This window comes from Paucibacter hankyongi (assembly GCF_037482915.1).
Lineage (GTDB): Bacteria > Pseudomonadota > Gammaproteobacteria > Burkholderiales > Burkholderiaceae_C > Paucibacter_A > Paucibacter_A hankyongi.
In genome coordinates this window covers 286636-306075 of sequence record NZ_JBBHJX010000001.1, presented here as the reverse complement: position 1 = coordinate 306075, position 19440 = coordinate 286636, and the positions used below count along the sequence as shown (strand labels likewise).

Genomic DNA, 19440 nt, shown 5'->3' with positions numbered 1-19440 from the left:
CTGCCCGCCCCATAGCCCAACGTCATGCCGCGCCGCCAAGTTCGCAACTCCGTCCTGCTCCTCCTCTTGCCCTTGTGCTCCTTGCTGGCCGCTGCGCTGGAACTGCCCAAGGGCGTTGTGCCCGAAGTCGTGCGTGCACAGCTATCCACTGCCCCCTTGAACAATCGCCCCGAGGCAGCAGCGAGCGCCAACACAGGGTCCGTCGATGAATGGACTCGGCGGCTTGACAAGGCCCGCGCTCAGCACCAAAAGCTGCAACTGATCGCGCCCGACAGCGAGCCCTTGGTGGCGGAACGCAAGCTGGCCTCGGCGCGCCGCCTGATGCTGCTGTCAACGCAGTTGCAAGCGCAAGGCGATCAAGCCAATCCCCAGGCGAACTCGCAGGCCCCAGTGCAGGCGCGCACGCTGAGTGGCCAGCCGCCCTTCAATATGATCGAGGTCGACGAATTGCGCGACCAGCTCGATGCCTTGTTGGTACGCCAGGCGGCGCTGAAGATGTTGAGCAAGTCGCTCGACGCCGAGGTGGAGTCGGCCGTCGATGCCCGCATCGACGCCGAAGCAAATTTGCGCAGGCGCCAGGATCAGATGGGTTTGCTGCACCAGGCCGATGCGCTGAAAAAGGCACACCCGCAGCTGGAACTGAGCCAAATTCAGACCGAAGTGGCCGAGCTGGAAGTCTTGCAAGCGGACCAGGCTCGCGCCCGCATCCGCGAGGAGCTGAGCCGACTCAGCGCGCCGATCGAATCCTTCCAGCGCGAGGTGGCGCGGGTCAGTGCGCATCAGCAACTGTCCGAAGCCGACTTGGCCCGCTTGCTGAAGGAGTTTGCGCGCGACAAAGAGCGCGTCAGCGCAGAACGGATTCGACTCGAAGCGCGACTTGGCCGCCAGGAGCTCAGCTCACCCACCGCAGTCAACAGCAAAGCCCGGCTCGAGCCGCAAGGTTTTGAGTTGGAGACGGTGCGCCTGACCATCACCGGCCTGCGTGAACTGGAAGCGCTGGCGCGCGAACGCGCCAATTTGTGGCAGTCGCGTCAAACGGCCTTGAGCGCCGACGGCGACGCCGAGAAGAAGCAACTCGCGATGGACGCGTTGAATCACAGCGCCGACCAAGTGCAAAGCCGCTTGCAGATCACCGCCAAGTACGGCGACTTTCTGCGCGCCGAGTTGCGCGCCCAGGAAGCCCGCGTACAAGACCTGCTGCCCGAAGACCCGAACCGAGCCGAACAGCAGCGACTGCTGAGCGCCTTGCAAACCCAGCTGAATGTTCAGGAGCGACTGTTCGGCGCGCTCAGCCGCAGCCAGGTGCTGTTAGCGCGCAGCCTCGGCGACCTCGGTCTCAGGCACCGCCCCGACAATGCACGCGACTGGCTGAGCCAGTTCGGCGGCCTGGCCCGCGAGTGGGCCTCATCGGCCTGGAATTACGAGCTGTTCAGCGCCACCGAAAACACCCAGATCGACGGCCGCATTGTCACCGTCGACTACGGCGTGACCGTTGGCAAAAGCATAGGCATCTTGATCATGCTGGCCGCCGGCTACTGGCTGGCGCGTTGGTTGTCGCACGCGATGATCAACCAGATGGCCCGGCGGCTGCATCTGTCTGCGGCCTTGGCGCGGGTGCTGCGGCGCTGGTTGAACACCATCTTGCTGCTGGTGGTCTTGATGATCGTGCTCAAACTGGCGCGCATCCCCATCACGGCCTTTGCCTTCCTGGGCGGCGCGCTGGCGATCGGGGTCGGCTTTGGGGCGCAAAACGTCATCAAGAATTTGATCAGCGGCATCATCATCTTGTTCGAGCGCAAGATCCGCGTCGGCGACATCGTCTCCGTCGGCGGCATCTCGGGCACGGTGCAAACCGTGGACCTGCGAGCCACCACGGTGCGCGGATTTGACGGCATTGATGCCATCGTGCCCAACTCCAATCTGCTGGAAAACCAAGTCAGCAACTGGAGCGGCAGCAGCCCGGATGTGCGCCGTGTCATCCAGGTCGGCGTGGCCTATGGTTCCGACGTGCGCCGCGCCACCCAGCTGATCACCGAATGCGCGGCCGCCCACTCCAGCGTTTTGCCCGAGCCGCCGCCGGAGGTGTTCTTCGACGATTTTGCGGCCGATGCCTTGAACCTGCGCCTGCTCTATTGGTTCCGCCTGAATGGTCCCCGCAGTGGTGCCGGTGTGGACAGTGATCTGCGCTTTGCCATCAACGACGCACTGGCCGCGGCAGGCATTGCGATCGCCTTCCCGCAACGGGATGTGCATTTGGACATGGCCGCGCCGCTCAAGGTGGAATTGCAACGCGTGTCGCCGGCGTCTTTGGCATCTACTGCGCCCCAAGCTTGAGCCGCTGGCACCCAAGCCCGGCCAACAAGCCCTTACGATGCACGCAGCCCATGCCGCCCACTGACCGCGAAATGCAAAAACAACTGGCCCGTCGACCTATGCTGAAAGCCGCACGACTGCTCGCCCTCGGCGCCTGCATGCTGCTGGGCGGACTGACAACACCGCTGCAAGCGCAAAACGCGGTCACGGCCGCGCCGACCATTGCCGCCGCCGCCGATCTGAAGTTTGCGCTGGAGGAGTTGGCGAGCCGGTTTCAAGCCGAGACGGGTCAGACGCTGCGCCTGGTGTTTGGCTCATCGGGCAACCTCTACACGCAGATCTTGCAAGGCGCCCCGTTTCATCTGTATCTGTCCGCCGATGAAAGCTGGGTGTTCCGCCTTGCCGAAGCCGGCAAGACCGAAGACCGCGGCCGCGCCTATGCGCTGGGCCGGCTGGCCCTGATCGTGCCGAAAGGCTCGCCGCTGAAGGCCGACGCCGAACTGAAGGACTTGGCGGCGGCACTCAGCGATGGCCGCTTGCAAAAATTTGCCATCGCCAACCCGGAGCACGCCCCCTATGGCGCACGCGCCAAGGAAGCCTTGCAGCACGCCAAGCTCTGGGATGGCCTGCAGGGCAAGCTGGTCTTGGGGGAGAACGTGGCGCAGGCGGCGCAGTTTGCCCTGTCTGGGGCTAGCCAAGGCGGCATCATTGCGCATTCGCTGGCGCTGGCGCCAGCACTGGCCAAATCGGGGAGCTTTGTGCTGATTCCGGAAGCCTGGCATCAGCCGCTGCGGCAGCGCATGGTGTTGATCAAGGGAGCAGCGCCGGCCGCTCGTACTTTTTTTGACTACCTGGGCACACCCACAGCGCAAGAGGTCTTGAAGCGCCACGGTTTTGCGCTGCCGAAAGACTGAGGTCGACACCCACCGATGGACTGGCAAGCCTTCTCACTTTCGCTGCAACTGGCCGCGGTCACCCTGCTGGTGTTGCTGCCGCTGGGACTTTGGCTGGGGCGCTGGCTGGCCCAAACCCGCTTCGCCGGCAAGTCAGCGATCGAGGCGCTGGTGGTGCTGCCGCTGGTCTTGCCGCCCACCGTGCTGGGTTACTACCTGCTGGTCAACCTGGGTGCCAGTTCCAGCATCGGGCAGTTCATGGCCGAGCATCTGAACATCCGGCTGAGCTTCAATTTCCTGGGTCTGGTGCTGGCCTCCTTGATCTTCAATATTCCCTTCCTGGTGCAGCCGGTGCAGCGCGCTTTCGAGGCCATTCCCAGCCAATTGGCCGAGGCCGCGGCGGTCAGCGGCCTGAGCAATTGGCAGACCTTTTGGCGGGTCGAGTTGCCACTGGCCTGGCCCGGCGTGCTGTCCGCCATGGTGCTGACTTTTGTGCACACGCTGGGTGAATTTGGCGTCGTTTTGATGATGGGCGGCAGCATCCCCGGCGAAACCAAGACCATCGCGATTGCCATTTATGACCGCGTGCAGGCCTTTGATCTGGCGGGCGCAGATCGCATGTCGGCGCTGCTGCTGATGCTGTCCTTGCTGGCGGTCGGCGCGTCCTTCTTTGCCTCGGCGCGACTGGCGGTGCGACGCTGATGGCCGCGCAGCGCGAAGATCTGGCCTTGCAGGCCCGTATCGAGCAGACGCAGCCAATGCGGCTGTCCGGCGCCTTGCGCTGCGAGGCCGGCGAGTTGCTGGCGATCGTCGGGCCCTCGGGTGCCGGCAAGAGTTCGATGTTGCGGGTGCTGGCCGGGCTGATGCGGCCACAGCAGGGGCGCGTCAGTGTCGGCGCTCAACTTTGGTCCGACAGCGAGTCGGGCCTCTTTGTGCCGCCGCAGCAGCGTCATGTGGGCCTGGTGTTCCAGAACTATGCCCTGATGCCGCATCTGAACGCCCTGCACAATGTGGCACTGTCGCTGCTGCACCTGCCCCTGACGCAACGACTGGCACAAGCCAAACATTGGCTGGAGCATGTGCGACTGGGGGCGGCGCAGCAGGCCCGCAAGCCGGCGCAATTGTCCGGCGGCGAGCAGCAGCGGGTTGCGGTGGCGCGGGCACTGGCGCGCGAGCCCAGGCTGCTGCTGCTGGATGAGCCTTTCTCGGCCGTCGATCAGATGAACCGCCAGGCGCTCTATCCCTTGCTGGCCGATCTGCGCCGTGACTTGAACATCCCCATCGTGCTGGTCACACACGATTTGAATGAAGCCCGCTTGCTAGCCGACCGCCTGGTGGTGATGGACGCAGGCGTGGTGCTGCAAACCGGCACGCCAGCGCAAATCCACCGCGCCCCCCGCAATGCCCGGGTGGCCGATCTGGTGGGCATCCACAATCGTTTTCAAGGCCGTTGGTTGGGCCCGGCCGAGGAACCCGGCTGGGGCCTGTTGCAATGGTCTGTTGACGCCTCGAATACCCACCCGGCACCGATTCTGAAGGTGCGTGACAAGGGCAAGCTGCCCGCCGGCCAGGCGGTGCATTGGGTGATTCCGGGCGATGGCATCGCCTTGCTCGACAAGGTGGATGAGGCCATGCCCAACGAGTTTGCGGCCACCGTGGTGCAGGCGCGCCAGCTCGGCGAGATCAGTCTTTGCACCCTCAGCCTGGACCGGGCGCCAGGCATCAGCCTCTTGTTGACCCTGTCGGGCAGCGAACGCAGGCAATTGACCTTGGGCGCGCGACTTGGCGTGCGCCTGGACATGGCCTTTGTGCATGTGATGCCCTGGCGCCAAGGCTGACGCTCCACACCCTCGGCACCCCCTGTTCTTGACGTTAGCAAGCCTGGCTTGTTTTGCCCTCACAATCCACCCCAAGGCTTGTTTTGAGTGGTTTACCCATGTTCTCTTTGCCTGCCAAGTGGCTGATGCGCTCGCGCTGTTTGCGGCTGTCCATGTGCGGGGGGCTGCTGCTCCTGTTGGCGGCATGTGCCAGCGCGCCCCCGCACGGCCCCAAGCCGCCCGCAGCCTATGCCATGGATGCGAAAGCCTCGGGCGCATGGGCGCAGACCGAGGCACAGGTCGCGGCGCGCCATGGGCCCGAGGTCTCAGGCTTTCGCTTGCTGGAAAAGAACTCGGAAGGGCTGCGGTGGCGCCTGGCGCTGATTGACCAAGCCAGCCACAGCCTCGATTTGCAGTACTACGTCTGGTTTGGTGATGCCAGTGGCCAACTGCTGATGGCCCGCGTGATTGCCGCGGCCGAGCGCGGCGTCAAGGTGCGCCTCTTGTTCGATGACTTGAGCACCATGCTGCGCCGCATGACAGCGCCCGAGTTGCGCGACGAGATCTTGGCCCATATCGATTCGCACCCGAATATTCAGGTCCGAACCTTCAATGCTTGGCAACAGCGCGACTGGTTCGGCCGCGTCATCGAAGGGGCCAGCGAATTCAGCCGCATCAATCGGCGCATGCACAACAAGCAGATGGTGGTGGACAACCGCGTGGCCATCATCGGCGGGCGCAATATCGGTGACGAGTATTTTGGTCTGGACGCCGAGTTCAATTTCCATGACCTTGATGTGCTCGGTGTCGGGCCGGTGGCACGCCAGGCCAGCGCGGTCTTTGACCGCTACTGGAACAGCGACTGGGTCCAAGCAATCCCGACCACGCCCGACATCAACAAAAAGAAACGCATCACGGCGGCGGAGATCGAGCTTCCCGAGGCCGCAGCTGCACACCCCGCGATGCAGGACTTGCTCGCCGGGCGCCGCGACTGGTCGGCCGAACAGGCCCAGCTTGGCCCCTCGCTGATGCCCGGACGCAGTGTGGTGCACACCGACTCACCATCGCGGGCCGAGGGCGTGCGCAATCACACGCCTGAAGCCTTCCGGGCGCTGATGCGCTCGGCACAGGCCGAAGTCTTGATCACCAATGCCTACATCATTCCAGACGCCAACTTCATGAACGATCTGGCCGAGCTGCAGGCGCGAGGTGTCCGCGTGCGCATCTTGACCAACTCGCTGGCCTCGCACGATGTGCCGGCGGTGAACGCCCATTACGAAGACTGGCGCGCGCCGATCCTGAAGACCGGGGCGGCCTTGCATGAGTTAAGACCTGACCCCGCCATCAAGAAGGACTGGGTCGACACCGCACCGGTGCGCTCCGGCTTTGCCGGCCTGCACACCAAGGCCATGGTGATTGACCGAACGCGCAGCTTCATCGGATCGATGAACCTCGACCCGCGCTCCGAGATCATCAACTCCGAGATGGGCGTCATCATCGACAGCCCGGCGCTCGCCACCGAACTGGCGCAGCGCATGGAGCGCGACATGAGCCCGGCCAACAGCTGGCAGTTGATGCTGGAGCCGGGTCAACAGATTCGCTGGCACGGCGAAGGCCCGGTGTTGGACCAAGCCCCTGCGCGCAGCCCATGGCAACGCCTGCAGAGTTGGTTCTTCAAACTGATGCCGTCCAGTTATTACTGAACACAGTGACTCAACGCTTCATGCACTCAATGATGCTTCGACTCTGCACACTCGCCAGCACGGCCGCCTTGAGCGCTTGCGCAAGCTTCGCGCCGCAGCCCGCCCCCGATGCCGGCAGCGAGGCCGCGGCCGCCTATCAAACGCTGACCACGCCGATCGTGGCGCTGGGCGACACGCAGGAGCATGAGCCCACCGGCTGGCCGCTGTACGACAACGACAGCGCCGTCGATGCCTACGTAGAGGTCGCGCAGCGCCCGCCGGAACAGCCGCTGTTTGGCCGCCGCATCATGGAATGGGCGCTGCAGGCGCACCCGGACGAGCACTTTCTTCATCTGGGCGATGTGTTGGACATGTCCTGCCGCTCGGAAGCCCAGCGCATGAGCCGGGTCTTCAATGCCGCCGGCCGGGCCGGCGCCATCCTGCCAGGCAATCATGATGGGCTGATGTTTGGCATCTATGGCTACAGCATCCTCGATGATGTGCTGAACCGGGACGCGCAGAAGTGGAACCAAGCCTGCCGGCGCGGCGCAAGCCTGGAAGACAAGGCCCACAAGAGCGAAAACGAGGCCTTCAGCAAGCGCGACTTCATCCAGATGTACCTGGCGGGCCAGGCGGCCGTTCCCTCGCAGCCCGGCATCAAGCTGCCCCCGCCCAAGGGCTCACACCGCGTCAGCTGGAGCAACCCCAATGCCGAGGCTTTTTTGAGCGGCATCGAAGCCCATGTATTGGACGGTTATGCCTATGCCGACTCTTTTCTGGCCCAGCGCATCAAGCTGCCGCGCGCCCCCGGTGCCACGCGGGATGTGTTTGTGATCGGTCTAGACACCAATCAGGCCGGCCCCTTGGTCAGCAGTTGGGACACCTTGATGGGACGCAGCCCAGGCAGCATCGGTCACGTCAACCTCGATCAGGTGCGCGCACTCACCCATTGGGTGACCGAGGCCATGCGGCAGGGCGATTTGGTGATCTTTGCGGGCCACCACAATTGGCGCGCCCTCGGGCTGCCGTCACGCCTGCTGCTGCGCAACCTGATGTCGCAGGTCACGCATCCGCTGGTGTATTTGTCGGCGCATACCCACCGGGGTTTTTGGGCCGCCCACCGAGAACTCGATATCCGGCCGGTGCTGGAGTTGAATGTCAGTTCGCTGTCCGACTGGCCGATCGCCTATCGCCGCATCAGCTTTGCCTACGATGAGGCCGCCAACCGCATCAAGGTGCGCGGCGAATTGATGCCACGCGGCGAGCAAGCGGTGCAAAGCGATGCCGAGTTGTTGGCCGCCTGGGAAGCGCAGACCTGCGGCACGTTGGACATGCCTGTCGAGGCCATTCGGGCGGTGGACCATGAACTGGTGCACAAGCAACGCGAGTCGCGTGGCAATTTGATCGGCTGGTTGCTGAAACGCTTTGGCCCCGATTGCGAAGGCTGCGATGCAACGCTGTATGAGCATGCGCAGGCCTACCAAGATGCGATGCTGGACGCTATTTTGCAGGTCAAGCAATTCGTCAGCACCGACACCCGCGCCCAGATCAAGGCCGAATTCCCCAAGTGGTGCAAGGGCAGCAGCTTTGATGAATGCATCAGCGCGCTGCGGGCCGAACAGCCGAGCGACTACGCCGCGCAGGTGGACTTGTTCAGGCGCAAGGCCAAACTGGTCGACCTGCTGGGCAACCATCTGGACGACCTGGCCGAACCGCGCGCCAAGGCCTATATGACTTGCCGGGCCGTGCAAGCCGCCAAGATCGACTTCGACGCTACCGAAGACACCCGCAACGAAAACCGCAGCGAAGCGAAACGCCGCACCGAACGCTTCTTTCTGAGCGAAGCCACCGTGGGCATGGACTGAACCGTGAAGATCTCGAAACTGGCCCTTCTTTGGCCCACACTACCTTTATTGCTCAGCGCCTGTGCGAGTTGGGTGGCACCGCCGCCGGTGATGAGTCCCTGGCCCATCGTCAACCTGCCCATCGCCGCGGCCGGCATCAGCGACCAGCGCCAAGCCTTTGGAGCTTTGTTTGCCCAAGAACTGCGAGAGCACCCTGGGGACAAGCCGCAGGCCTTCGAGGCCTGGCTGCATGGCATTGACGCCAAAACTCAGCAGGCCGCAGGCAATGGCTCATCCGAGCAACTGCGACTGATCCAACAGCGATTCGCGGAGCGCGCGTCCAGCAGCACAGTACTGCTGGTTCCTGGTTTGTTCTCCGACTGTTTTGACGATCAGTCGGTGCCCTTTGGCGACGGTTTGGTGCGCGAACGCACGCTGAGCCGCACCGAAGCCTACCGTCAGTATGCCGATTTAGGCCTGGCCGATATCCGCGCCGTGGCCGTGCCCGGCCGTGAATCCAGCGCGGCCAATGCCAAGCGAGTGGCCGAGGCGATTCGCCAAGCCGCAGCACGCCCCGGCGTGCAACGGATCGTCTTGGTGGCCTATTCCAAAGGGGTACCGGACACCTTGCGGGCGCTGGCCCTGCTGCAGGCCGATGCGGATGGCCTGCCCAAGGCCGTAACCGACCTGGTGTCGGTGGCCGGTGTGGTGATGGGAACCCGTTTGGCCGACCATTTTGAGGACATTTTTGAAAGCCTCTCGACCCGGGTGGATCCCTTTGGCTGCTCCGCCTCCGACGGGCAAGAGGTCAGCAGCGTGACGCAGCGCGAGAGCGTGGCCTGGCTGGTCGCCAATCCGCCGCCGGCGAGCATGCGCTATCACTCGGTGGTCGGCTTTGTGCCAAGCCATGAGGTTGGCATTTCACTGCGCCCCTTCCACAGCGCGCTGAACAATATCGACCCGCGCAATGACGGCCAGTTGCTCAGCCGCGACGCCATACTGCCCGGTAGCAGCTTGCTCGCCGAGGCCCGCGCCGACCATTGGGACATCGCCCTGCCGCGCGAACGCCACCCCAGCGCTTGGATGCGCGCCAGCACCAGTGAGCGAGGCTATCCGCGCGAGGCCTTGTTCCGCAGCATGGTCAAGTGGACCCTGGGGACCAGTCCCTAACCTTTTTGTTACACAGCCAAGGCACGACTGTCATAGCGCCGGCCTCGAACAGGACTAAAGTCAATGCAACAACGCGGCTGGCGGTTTTTGTCATCCGCAACTCAGCCCTTCAGCTCATCAGTTCATTTGCAAAGGCATCCACCCATGATGAAAAACGCCTGCCTCACCGTCATCGTTGCCAGCGCTGTTACAACCGCCCTGATGTCCGTCCCGCAAGCGGCAAATGCAGCGGAAGCCGGCATCAAGGTTCAGCAGGTGCATTTCAAAAAGGGCGCTTCCAGCACCACCATCAAGGGCAGCATCAAAGGCGATGAAACGATTGACTACAAGCTGCGCACCGGTGCCGGCCAGGTCTTGCAGGTGGCCTTCAAGCCGAGCAACCCGTCCAGCTATTTCAATTTGCTGCCGCCGGGTTCGGAAGGCGAGGCCATCCACATTGGTTCGAGCGCCGGCAACGACTTCAAGCTCAACAACACCGTGGCCGGTGACTACACCGTGCGCGTCTACCTGATGCGCAACGCCGCGCGACGCAATGAACACAGCAATTACATCTTGCAGCTTGGCGTCACCAACAGCGGCAAGTGAGGCCAGGCCTGCGCCACGACGTTCCCTCCCCCTTCAGTCTTTTCACTGACAAGGAATCTCTATGAACAAACGCATTTTCATTTCCGCACTGGGCTTATCCATGCTGACGGTGGCCGCCGCCCCGGCCTGGGCAGACTCGTACCAAAACACCGTCAAGGCCTTCGCCAAGGCGGAAGAAAGCGGCAAGATCGCCAAGAACGCCTACGGTTATGCCGTTTTCCCCACCATCGGCAAGGCCGGCATCGGCATCGGCGGCGCCTACGGCAAGGGCCGCGTCTATGAGCAGGGCAAGTACATCGGCAACACCTCGATGACGCAGGTCAGCGTGGGCTTCCAACTCGGCGGCCAGGGCTTCAGCCAGATCATCTACTTCGAAGATCAAGCCGCCTTGAAGACCTTCACCAAGGGCGAATTTGAGTTCGGAGCCGAGGCCTCGGCTGTCGCCATAACGGCAGGCGCTGGCGCCAAGACCAGCACCACCGGTTCATCGGCCCAGATCAGCGGTGATAGAGACAACGCCAAATCGGTCGGCGCCTACAACCACGGCATGGCGGTCTTCACCCTGCCGCACGGTGGCCTGATGTATGAGGCCACGGTCAGCGGGCAGAAGTTCAATTACAAAAAGAAGAAGTAATCGCTGAACCGCTCGGCGTCACTGGCTTGGCAGGAACTGCACCTGTTGTGCCAGCCCGCCGAGCCAGATTTAGTGCCACAGGGCGGGCTTATTCGCCCAGATAGGCCGCCCTCACCTTCGGGTCGTTCAGCAAGGTCTTGCCGTCACCGCTCATGCTGATCACACCCGACTCCATCACATAGCCGCGATCGGCGATCTGCAGCGCCCGGCTGGCGTTTTGCTCCACCAGCAAGATCGTCACGCCCTGCGCATGGATGTCGTTCACCACCTCGAAGATCTTGTCCACCATGATCGGTGACAGGCCCATCGACGGCTCATCCAGCAGCAGCACCTTGGGTTGGGTCATCAAGGCACGGCCCATCGCCAACATCTGCTGCTCGCCCCCGGACATGGTGCCGGCCAACTGATTGCGACGCTCCTTCAGGCGCGGGAAGATGCCGAAGATGCGCTCGATATCGGCCGCGATCTGAGCCTTGTCGCTGCGGATATAGGCGCCCATCAAGAGGTTCTCGGTGATGGTCATGCGGGTGAAGGTGCCACGCCCTTCCGGCACCATCACCAGGCCTTGCTTGACCAGATCCCAAGCGCCTTGGCCCTTGATCGCTTTGCCCAAATATTCAATCGAGCCGTCGGCCACCGGCTGCAAGCCGGTCACGGCCTTCAGCGTGGTGCTTTTGCCGGCGCCGTTGGCACCGATCAGGCTGACCAACTGCCCTTCGACGACCTCGAAATCCACGCCCTTGACGGCCTGGATGCCGCCATACGCGACCTTCAGGTCCTTGACCTTCAGCAGGGTATTTTTCTGTGCCATGATTTTTTCTGTCTCCTGCGCTGCTTACGCGTTGCTGTGGCCGGCGCCGAGGTAGGCCTCGATCACCTTCTCGTTGCGCTGCACGTCATAAGGCGTGCCCTCGGCGATTTGCTTGCCGTAGTCCAGCACGGTGACACGGTCGCACAAGCCCATCACCAACTTGACGTCATGCTCGATCAGCAAGATCGTGCGGCCGTCCTTGCGGATGCGGTCGATCAATTCGCGCAGCACCACCTTTTCGGTCGCGTTCATGCCGGCGGCGGGCTCATCCAGGGCGATCAGCTTCGGATCCGTAGCCAGGGCGCGGGCGATTTCCAGGCGGCGTTGGTCGCCATAGCTCAGCGTGCGGGCCTTGTACTCCGCGTACTTGCCAATGCCCACATAGTCGAGCAACTCCAGGGCGCGCTTGGCAATGGCGGCCTCCTCGGCCTTGAAGCCGGGGGTGCGGAACACCGCCCCCAGCAGGCCTGAGCCGGTGCGGATGTGGCGGCCGACCATCACGTTCTCCAGCGCCGTCATCTCGGCAAACAGCCGGATGTTCTGGAAGGTGCGCGCAATGCCGGTCTTGGCCACCTCGTGCACCGCGGTCGGCGCATAAGGCGCGCCACCTAACTCAAAGGTCCCTGCATCCGGGGTGTAGAGCCCGGTGATCACATTGAAGAAGGTGGTCTTGCCGGCACCGTTGGGGCCGATCAGGCCGTAAACCTGACCCTTGTTGATCTGGATGCCCACATCGGACAGCGCTTGCAGGCCGCCGAATCGTTTGGAAACACCGGCGACTTTCAGAATGACGTCTTGCATGCTCATGCTTGATTCCCTCGCGTTCACAGACGAACCGGTTGTGGAGCGGCCTTGCCGTGCTCCGGCGAGGGCCAGAGGCCGCGCGGACGCACCAGCATGATGCCGATCATGGCCAAGGCCACCAGCAACTGGCGCAGGATGGACGCATCAAGTCGACCACCCGTCATCTCTTGCAAGGGACCGGCGACATAACGCAGTACTTCTGGCAAGGCCGACAGCAACAAGGCGCCGAGGATCACACCGGGAATGTGACCAATGCCGCCCAAGACCACCATCGCCACGATCATCACCGACTCTTGCAGGCTGAAGGACTCGGGGCTGACGAAGCCCTGGAAGGAAGCGAACATGGTGCCGGACACACCGCCGAAGGTCGCACCCATGCCGAAGGCCAAGAGCTTCATATTGCGGGTGTTGATGCCCATGGCCTTCGCGGCGATCTCGTCTTCACGAATCGCCATCCAGGCGCGGCCGATGCGGCTGTTCTCGAGGCGATAGCAGATGATCACGCTGAACACGACCAGGGTCAAAAAGAGGTAGTAGTACAGCGTCACCGAAGGCAGCTTGTAGCCGAACACTTCCAGGCCCTTGCCCAGATCCAGACCAAAGAAGTGGATCGCGTCGATCTGGCCGATGCCGCGAGGGCCGTTGGTCACGTTGATCGGGTACTCCAGGTTGTTCAAGAACACCCGGATGATTTCGCCAAAGCCCAAGGTGACGATGGCCAGATAGTCACCGCGCAGTTTCAGCGTTGGGGCACCCAGCAGCACGCCAAAAATACCGGCAACACCGGCGCCCAGGGGAATGATCAGCCACAGTGGCGAATGCAATCCTTCGGGAAAAGCGGCGCGGAAGGCCTCGAAGTTTTCACTCAGGTGCGGGCTGGCCAAGAGCGCGAACATATAAGAGCCCACGGCGTAAAACGCCACATAGCCCAGGTCCAGAAGACCGGCATAGCCGACCACGATGTTCAGGCCCAGGGCCAGCATCACATAGAGCAAGGCCAGATCGATGATGCGCACCGGGCCGTTGCCAAACTGCTGCGCGATCAAGGGCACGACCAAGAGGCCGAGCGCCGCGAGCAGGAAAACGAAGATTTTGTTTTTCTGTTGTTGCATGTTTATCTCCTTGCTCGATCAAGCACGGTCAGCCACACGCTCACCCAGCAAGCCCGAGGGCCGCAAGGTCAGCACCAGGATCAATGCCACAAAGGCAAAGATGTCGGCGTAATGGCTGCCCAGTACACCGCCGGTCAGCTCACCCAAATAGCCGGCGCCGATCGCCTCGATCAGGCCAAGCAGCACGCCACCCACCATGGCGCCCGCCAAGTTGCCCACCCCGCCCAAGACCGCGGCCGTGAAGGCCTTCAGCCCCGGCATAAAGCCCATCGTGTGCTGCACCGTGCCGTAGTTGGCCGCCCACATCAGGCCGGCCACCGCCGCCAAGGCAGCACCAATCACAAAGGTGGTGGAGATGATGAAATCGGGCTTCACACCCATCAGGCCGGCAACCCGTGGGTTTTCGGCGGTAGCCCGCATCGCGCGGCCCAGCTTGGTGTGATTGACCAGCCACATCAGCGTGGCCAGGATCATCACGGTGGAGCCGAGAATGACGCATTGCGTGACGGTGATGACCGGGCCGCCCAGATCGATCGGCGTGGTCGGCAAGAGCAGCGGGAAAGGTTTGGGGTTCGGCTTCCAGATGATCATGGCCAGGGTCTGCAAGAGCAGCGACATGCCCATGGCCGTGATCAGCGGCGCCAGACGCGGCGCATTGCGAAGCGGCCGGTAGGCGATCTTTTCGACCAGCAGATTCAGGACCACGCAGACCACCACCGCGCAAGCCAGGGCGATCAACATCATCAGCCAGCCCGGCAGGCCGCTATCGGCCAGCGCGCTGACGACGGTCCAACTGACCAGGCCACCCACCATCAAGATCTCGCCGTGGGCGAAGTTGATCAGGTTGATGATGCCGTAGACCATGGTGTAGCCCAGGGCCACCAAGGCATACATGCTGCCCAGCACCAGACCGTTGATGATCTGTTGCAAAAAAGTTTCCATCGTTTGTCTTCCTTTACGTGCGAATCTGTCGTCGAACTGCGCTTGAAGCACGCAAGCCATATGCCAAAAGTCAGCCTCCCCGGGTAAGCACCGAGACGCGCCCATGGGGAAGCCACGCATCACAAGCGCTCGACATCCGCGCCTGAGCGGAATTCCGCACCAGCGCTAGCTGGACTGCGCGGACTTCGGCACAAAGCCGAGAGCAGCCACGGCCCACCACCAGCGCAAGGCAAAAAACTTCTTGCAAGAGCCCGGGACAGAAGGCTTGGCTTTGGGCACACTACGCAGCCCGAATCCTCCTGCACCATGACCACGCCTCCCCACAGCCCATCGCCGCCCGCGGCGCCGGGCTTGCCCCTGCCCCTCCTTCAGCGCCTCGTTCAGCGCCTGATTGAGCGCTTGCCTCGCACCAGTTCCATCGTCTACCTGACGCTGCTGCTGATCGCCGCGGGCATGGCCCTGGGTCAGCGCTGGAGCGAGCGTGCCGGGACCGAGCAGTTGGCAGCAGTGGCGGCCGAGCGGCTGGAGTTGTACGCCGCCAGCCTGGAAGCCGAATTGGCACGCCACGCCTACTTGCCCAGCCTGATGGCGATTGACGCCGACCTGCAGGCCTTGCTGGCCGCACCCGATGACGTGGCGCTGCAGCAGCGGGCCGCTCGCAAGCTGGCCGGCATCAAGGTGCGATCGGGTCTGAGCCTGAGCTTTGTGACCGATGCCGATGGCCGGGTTTTGGCCAGCAGCGAAAGCAGCCCACGGCCAGCCGCCGCAGCGGCGAGTGGCGCCGAGTTGAGTGCGGCCGAGGCCGTGGTGCGCAGGCTGGGTGCCCATCTGCGCTCCAGCAATACGCATTTCTTCGCCGCCAATGAAGCCAATGGCAGCACCGACTACTTCTTGCTGCACAACATCAACCGGGGAGGCCGGTTGCTGGGCCAAATTGTGTTGCGCCTGAACCTGGCGCCACTGGAAGCCACCTGGGTGGACCAAGGTCTGCGTTCGCAAGGCGAAAAGCTGCTGGTGGTGGACGACAACGAGGTCGTCATCATGTCGTCGGTACCGAACTGGAAGTACCAATTGCTGAGTGAGCGCAGCCCGGCCGAGCGCAGCGAGTTGCAGACTTCGGGGCGCTATGCCGGGCCTTTACGCGGTGCCTTGAATCTGTTCGGCGCCGACGGTTTGCAAGACGAAGCCTTGTTGGTCGATGTGCCAGCCCTGCAGGCCCGCCCCGATGGCAGCCCCGCCCCCAGCCAAAAGCTGCTGGCCCAGCAACGCGCCCTGCTCCCCCTGGCCTTGCGCCTGGTGACCTTGTCGGACCCCGCTGAGGTATGGCGTCAGTCGCGCTACGCCGCTTGGGCAGGTGGCGCGGTGGGCGCCTTGATCGGCTTGCTGGCGCTGTACCTGGCCTCGCGCCGGCGCGCCCACACGCAGCTGCTGCAAGCCAGCGAAGCTTTGCGACTGGCCCACGCTCAGCTGGAGGCGCAGGTGGCCGAGCGTACCCAGGAACTGAGCCATACCAACGAGGAGTTGAAGCGCCAGATCGCCCAGCGCCTGCAGGCCGAAGACGAGCTGATGCAGGCCGCCAAACTGGCGGTGCTGGGCCAGATGTCGGCCGGCATTGCGCATGAGGTGAACCAGCCACTGACCGCGCTGCGCGCCTTGTCACGCAACAGCCTGCTGCTCTTGGAAAAGGGCCGCAACGCCACGGTGGGCGAAAACCTGCGCACCATCGACGCCATGGTCGAACGCATGACCGGCATCACCCGTCAGCTGAAGAGCTTCGCCCGCAAGGCCGAGTCGGTGCATGCGCCGGTGTCCTTGGCGGCGGCGGTCAAGGGCGCCAGGCTCTTGATCGAGCACCGGCTGCAGGCCGAGGCGGTGGACTTCAAGATGGCCGACGAACTCGAACGCGTCTGGGTGCGTTGCGAGCCGAACCGGCTGGAGCAAGTCTTGGTCAATCTGTTCGCCAATGCCCTGGACGCGATGAAAGACGCGGCCAGCAGGCGTTTGGAGATCAGCACAGCGCCGCAACCGGACAACGCTGGAGGTTCGGGAGGTTCGGCAGGCTCCGCAAAGCGGGTCATCCTGCGTGTCAGCGACAGCGGCGCCGGCATGCCGGCCGATTTGTTGCCACGCCTGTTTGAACCCTTCTTCACCACCAAGCCGGCCGGCCAAGGCCTGGGCTTGGGCCTGGTCATATCGTCGAAAATCGTCCACGAATTTGGCGGCAGCTTGCGCGCCCATGCGCGGCCGGCCGATCAGGGCGGCGGCATGACGTTCGAATTCGATCTGGAAGTCAGCACAAGGGATGGCATCAATGTTTGAGGGATTCAAGGTCTTGTTTGTTGAGGATGATCCGCCGGTGCGGGCCAGCCTGACGCAAACCCTGGAATTGGCCGGACTGGAGGTCTTGGCGTGCGGATCGGCCGAAGAAGCCTTGCCCCACATCCAGGCCGGCGCGCAACTGGTGGTGGCCACCGATGTGCGTTTGCCGGGCATGGACGGCCTGGGCCTGCTCGACCATGTGGTGGCCACCGATGCCGATATTCCGGTGGTCTTGATGACCGCACATGGCGATGTGGCGATGGCGGTGCGCGCCATGCAGACCGGCGCCTATGACTTCATTGAAAAGCCGTTTGCACCGGAGCGCTTTGTCGACGCCATCGTGCGGGCGCTGGACAAGCGCGTGTTGCGCGTGGCCGTGGACGAGTTGCGCGGTCAGCTGCAGCGGCGCAGCGGCATGGAGGCGGTGCTCTTGGGCGACTCGCCGGCGATGCAGCAAGTGCGCCGCCAAGTGCTGAACTTGGCCGACACCTCGGCCGACGTGATGATTCTGGGCGAGACCGGCACCGGCAAGGAGCTGGTGGCGCGCTGCCTGCATGACCAGAGCCTGCGGCGCGACCGCAACTTTGTGGCCATCAACTGCGGCGGGCTGCCCGAGGCCTTGTTCGAGAGCGAGTTGTTTGGCCATGAGGCGGGCTCCTTCACCTCGGCCGGCAAGCGCCGCATCGGAAAGATCGAGCACGCCAACGGCGGCACCTTGTTGCTGGACGAGATCGAGACCATGCCGATGGCGCTGCAGATCAAGCTGCTGCGGGTGCTGCAGGAGCGCCGCGTCGAGCGGCTCGGTTCGAATGAAGAATTGCCGATCAATGTGCGGGTGATTGCGGCCACCAAGGCCGATCTGCGCGCTTTGAGCGAGCAGCAGAAATTCCGCGGCGACTTGTATTACCGGCTCAATGTGGCCATCTTGATGCTGCCGCCGCTGCGCGAGCGGCGCGAGGACATTCCGCTGCTGTTCGAGCATTTCGTCGCCCAGGCTTGCAGCCGCTATGAGCGCAGCGCGCCCGAGCTCAGTCCACAGCGGCTGCGTGAGTTGATGGCCCACGACTGGCCCGGCAATGTGCGCGAGGTACGCAACGCAGCCGACCGATTTGTGCTCGATATCGCCGGTGACGAGGGCAGCAGCGGCAAGCTTGACCCGGCAGCGGCCAGCACGCTGGCCCAGCAAATGGATCAAGTGGAAAAGGCGCTGATTGAGCAGGCCTTGCGGCGTTGTCAGGGGCGCGTGCCGGCGGCGATGGAAATGCTGGGCACGGCGAAGAAAACCCTTTACGACAAGCTGAACCGGCACGGCATCGAGCTGGAGCGATTCCGCTGAACTCGGCTCGCAGCCGAGTTTTCAGTCAGCTGAAACTCAGCGATAGTGGCCGGGATCGGCCGAGTCAATCGGCTTGGCGATCACCCGTTTGAAAGCCTCACTCATCGGCAGTTGCAGGTTCTGCCCCTTGGGCGGAATCGGCGACTGGAACCACTTACGATAGATGGCCTGGATCTCGCCCTGTCGGTACAGGTCGGCGATCACACCATCCACCAAGGCCTTGAAAACCGGGTCACCGGCCGGCAGGCCGATGGCATACGGTTCGACCGAGAAGGCCTCCTCGGAGATTTGGTAGTCGCCGGGTCGCGCGGCGCCCAGCAGCGACATGCGCAAGAGCACATCGTCCATCGCATAGGCCAGGGCGCGGTCGGTCTCCAACAATCGGAACGCGTCGCGGTCGTCCTGGCCGACCAGGATCTTCATATTCAAGCCCTCGCTGAGATTGGCTTGATGCAGAAACTGAATGCTGGTAGTGGCGATGGTGCTGGCCACCGGCTTGCCGCGCAGATCGGCCAGCGTACGCAGGCCGCTGGCGCGCTTGGACAGCAAGCGCGTCTCGGCCACAAAGGTGGTCAGCGAAAAAGCCTGAGTCTTTTGCCGCTCCGGCGTGTTGGTGGTAATGCCGCACTCCAGGTCGACCGAACCATTGGCCACCAGCGGCATGCGCGTGGCCGAGGTGACCGCCAGCATTTTCAGCTCTAACTCCGGCATCGCCAGGCGGCGCTTGACCGCCTCGATCACCTGTTGGCAAATGTCGACCGAATAGCCGATCGGTTTGAGCTGCGCGTTCAAATAGGAAAACGGCGCCGAGGCGACCCGGTGGCCCATCACCAGCACGCCAGTGTCGAGGATTTTTCGCAGCGTGGCGGACTCGGAGACGGCCATCGGCGTTGCGGCAAGCTGCGGCGCCGCGGGTGCGGTCTGGCTTGGATTGGCCCAAGAGGCCCCGGCCAAGAGCGAGCAGCCAAGTACCCAGGCCTTGGGCCCTCCTCGGCCCAGCAAGCTGCAGCAAGGCACAAACACAAGCAGGAAAGTTCTCAGAGAAATCGACAACACAGACACCGGACCTTGGCAGCGGATGGCGCAGGAAGAGTCCCCATCGCCCTGCGCAGCATTGTCCCCGCTGGCCCAGCGCTGACAAGCGTAGAAGCACCAAGCTCGCAGGCTGTGGCAGCATG

Annotated in this window: 16 protein-coding genes; 11 read left to right on the top strand and 5 right to left on the bottom strand. The window is 63.3% G+C overall.

Annotation, left to right across the window (positions count from 1 at the left end; translation table 11 throughout):
* Positions 1-24: 24 nt before the first annotated feature.
* From WG899_RS01340 to WG899_RS01300, 9 genes are all read left to right on the top strand, one after another.
* Positions 25-2334, top strand: coding sequence for a mechanosensitive ion channel domain-containing protein (locus WG899_RS01340; RefSeq protein ID WP_339593817.1), 2310 nt, complete (start codon positions 25-27; stop codon positions 2332-2334).
* Positions 2335-2432: 98 nt separating this feature from the next.
* Complete coding sequence (modA, locus tag WG899_RS01335; protein ID WP_339593816.1) at positions 2433-3227, top strand: molybdate ABC transporter substrate-binding protein; 795 nt, start codon at positions 2433-2435, stop codon at positions 3225-3227.
* 15 nt (positions 3228-3242) lie between these two features.
* On the top strand, positions 3243-3908 hold the full coding sequence (modB, locus tag WG899_RS01330; RefSeq protein WP_339593815.1) for a molybdate ABC transporter permease subunit: 666 nt from the start codon (positions 3243-3245) through the stop codon (positions 3906-3908).
* Positions 3908-5044, top strand: a complete 1137-nt coding sequence (locus WG899_RS01325; protein ID WP_339593814.1) for an ABC transporter ATP-binding protein — start codon at positions 3908-3910, stop codon at positions 5042-5044. The genes modB and WG899_RS01325 overlap by 1 nt, the downstream gene beginning before the upstream one ends.
* 98 nt (positions 5045-5142) lie before the next feature.
* The gene (locus WG899_RS01320; protein WP_339593813.1) at positions 5143-6726 is read left to right on the top strand and encodes a phospholipase D-like domain-containing protein; all 1584 of its coding nucleotides are present in this window, start codon (positions 5143-5145) and stop codon (positions 6724-6726) included.
* A gap of 29 nt (positions 6727-6755) precedes the next feature.
* Positions 6756-8570 (top strand): hypothetical protein, encoded by a 1815-nt coding sequence (locus WG899_RS01315; protein WP_339593812.1) that lies wholly within the window; start codon positions 6756-6758, stop codon positions 8568-8570.
* Between the two features lie 3 nt (positions 8571-8573).
* Positions 8574-9719, top strand: a complete 1146-nt coding sequence (locus WG899_RS01310; RefSeq protein WP_339593811.1) for a lipase family protein — start codon at positions 8574-8576, stop codon at positions 9717-9719.
* 144 nt (positions 9720-9863) lie between these two features.
* A complete protein-coding gene (locus WG899_RS01305; protein WP_339593810.1) occupies positions 9864-10304 on the top strand; it encodes a hypothetical protein in 441 nt (146 codons plus the stop codon).
* A 61-nt stretch (positions 10305-10365) separates the two neighbouring features.
* Positions 10366-10938 (top strand): YSC84-related protein, encoded by a 573-nt coding sequence (locus tag WG899_RS01300; RefSeq protein ID WP_339593809.1) that lies wholly within the window; start codon positions 10366-10368, stop codon positions 10936-10938.
* An 88-nt stretch (positions 10939-11026) separates the two neighbouring features.
* Here the strand turns inward: WG899_RS01300 and WG899_RS01295 are convergent, their stop codons facing one another.
* Genes WG899_RS01295 through WG899_RS01280 form a run of 4 tightly spaced genes read right to left on the bottom strand, consistent with a single transcriptional unit; the run spans position 11027 to position 14607 of the window.
* Positions 11027-11749, bottom strand: coding sequence for an ABC transporter ATP-binding protein (locus tag WG899_RS01295; RefSeq protein WP_339593808.1), 723 nt, complete (start codon positions 11747-11749; stop codon positions 11027-11029).
* Positions 11750-11773: 24 nt separating this feature from the next.
* Positions 11774-12550, bottom strand: coding sequence for an ABC transporter ATP-binding protein (locus WG899_RS01290; protein ID WP_339594212.1), 777 nt, complete (start codon positions 12548-12550; stop codon positions 11774-11776).
* Positions 12551-12573: 23 nt separating this feature from the next.
* Positions 12574-13665 (bottom strand): branched-chain amino acid ABC transporter permease, encoded by a 1092-nt coding sequence (locus WG899_RS01285; protein WP_339593807.1) that lies wholly within the window; start codon positions 13663-13665, stop codon positions 12574-12576.
* An 18-nt stretch (positions 13666-13683) separates the two neighbouring features.
* Complete coding sequence (locus tag WG899_RS01280) at positions 13684-14607, bottom strand: branched-chain amino acid ABC transporter permease (RefSeq protein ID WP_339593806.1); 924 nt, start codon at positions 14605-14607, stop codon at positions 13684-13686.
* A gap of 306 nt (positions 14608-14913) precedes the next feature.
* Here WG899_RS01280 and WG899_RS01275 point away from each other — a divergent pair, with 306 nt between their 5' ends.
* Both WG899_RS01275 and WG899_RS01270 read left to right on the top strand, forming a co-directional pair.
* On the top strand, positions 14914-16926 hold the full coding sequence (locus WG899_RS01275; protein ID WP_339593805.1) for a sensor histidine kinase: 2013 nt from the start codon (positions 14914-14916) through the stop codon (positions 16924-16926).
* Positions 16919-18262 (top strand): sigma-54-dependent transcriptional regulator, encoded by a 1344-nt coding sequence (locus WG899_RS01270; protein ID WP_339593804.1) that lies wholly within the window; start codon positions 16919-16921, stop codon positions 18260-18262. Before WG899_RS01275 ends, WG899_RS01270 begins: the two co-directional genes overlap by 8 nt.
* Positions 18263-18298: 36 nt before the next feature.
* Here WG899_RS01270 and WG899_RS01265 read toward each other — a convergent pair whose 3' ends face one another.
* Entirely contained in the window at positions 18299-19147 is an 849-nt protein-coding gene (locus WG899_RS01265) for an amino acid ABC transporter substrate-binding protein (protein ID WP_339593803.1), read from the bottom strand.
* Positions 19148-19440: the final 293 nt, after the last annotated feature.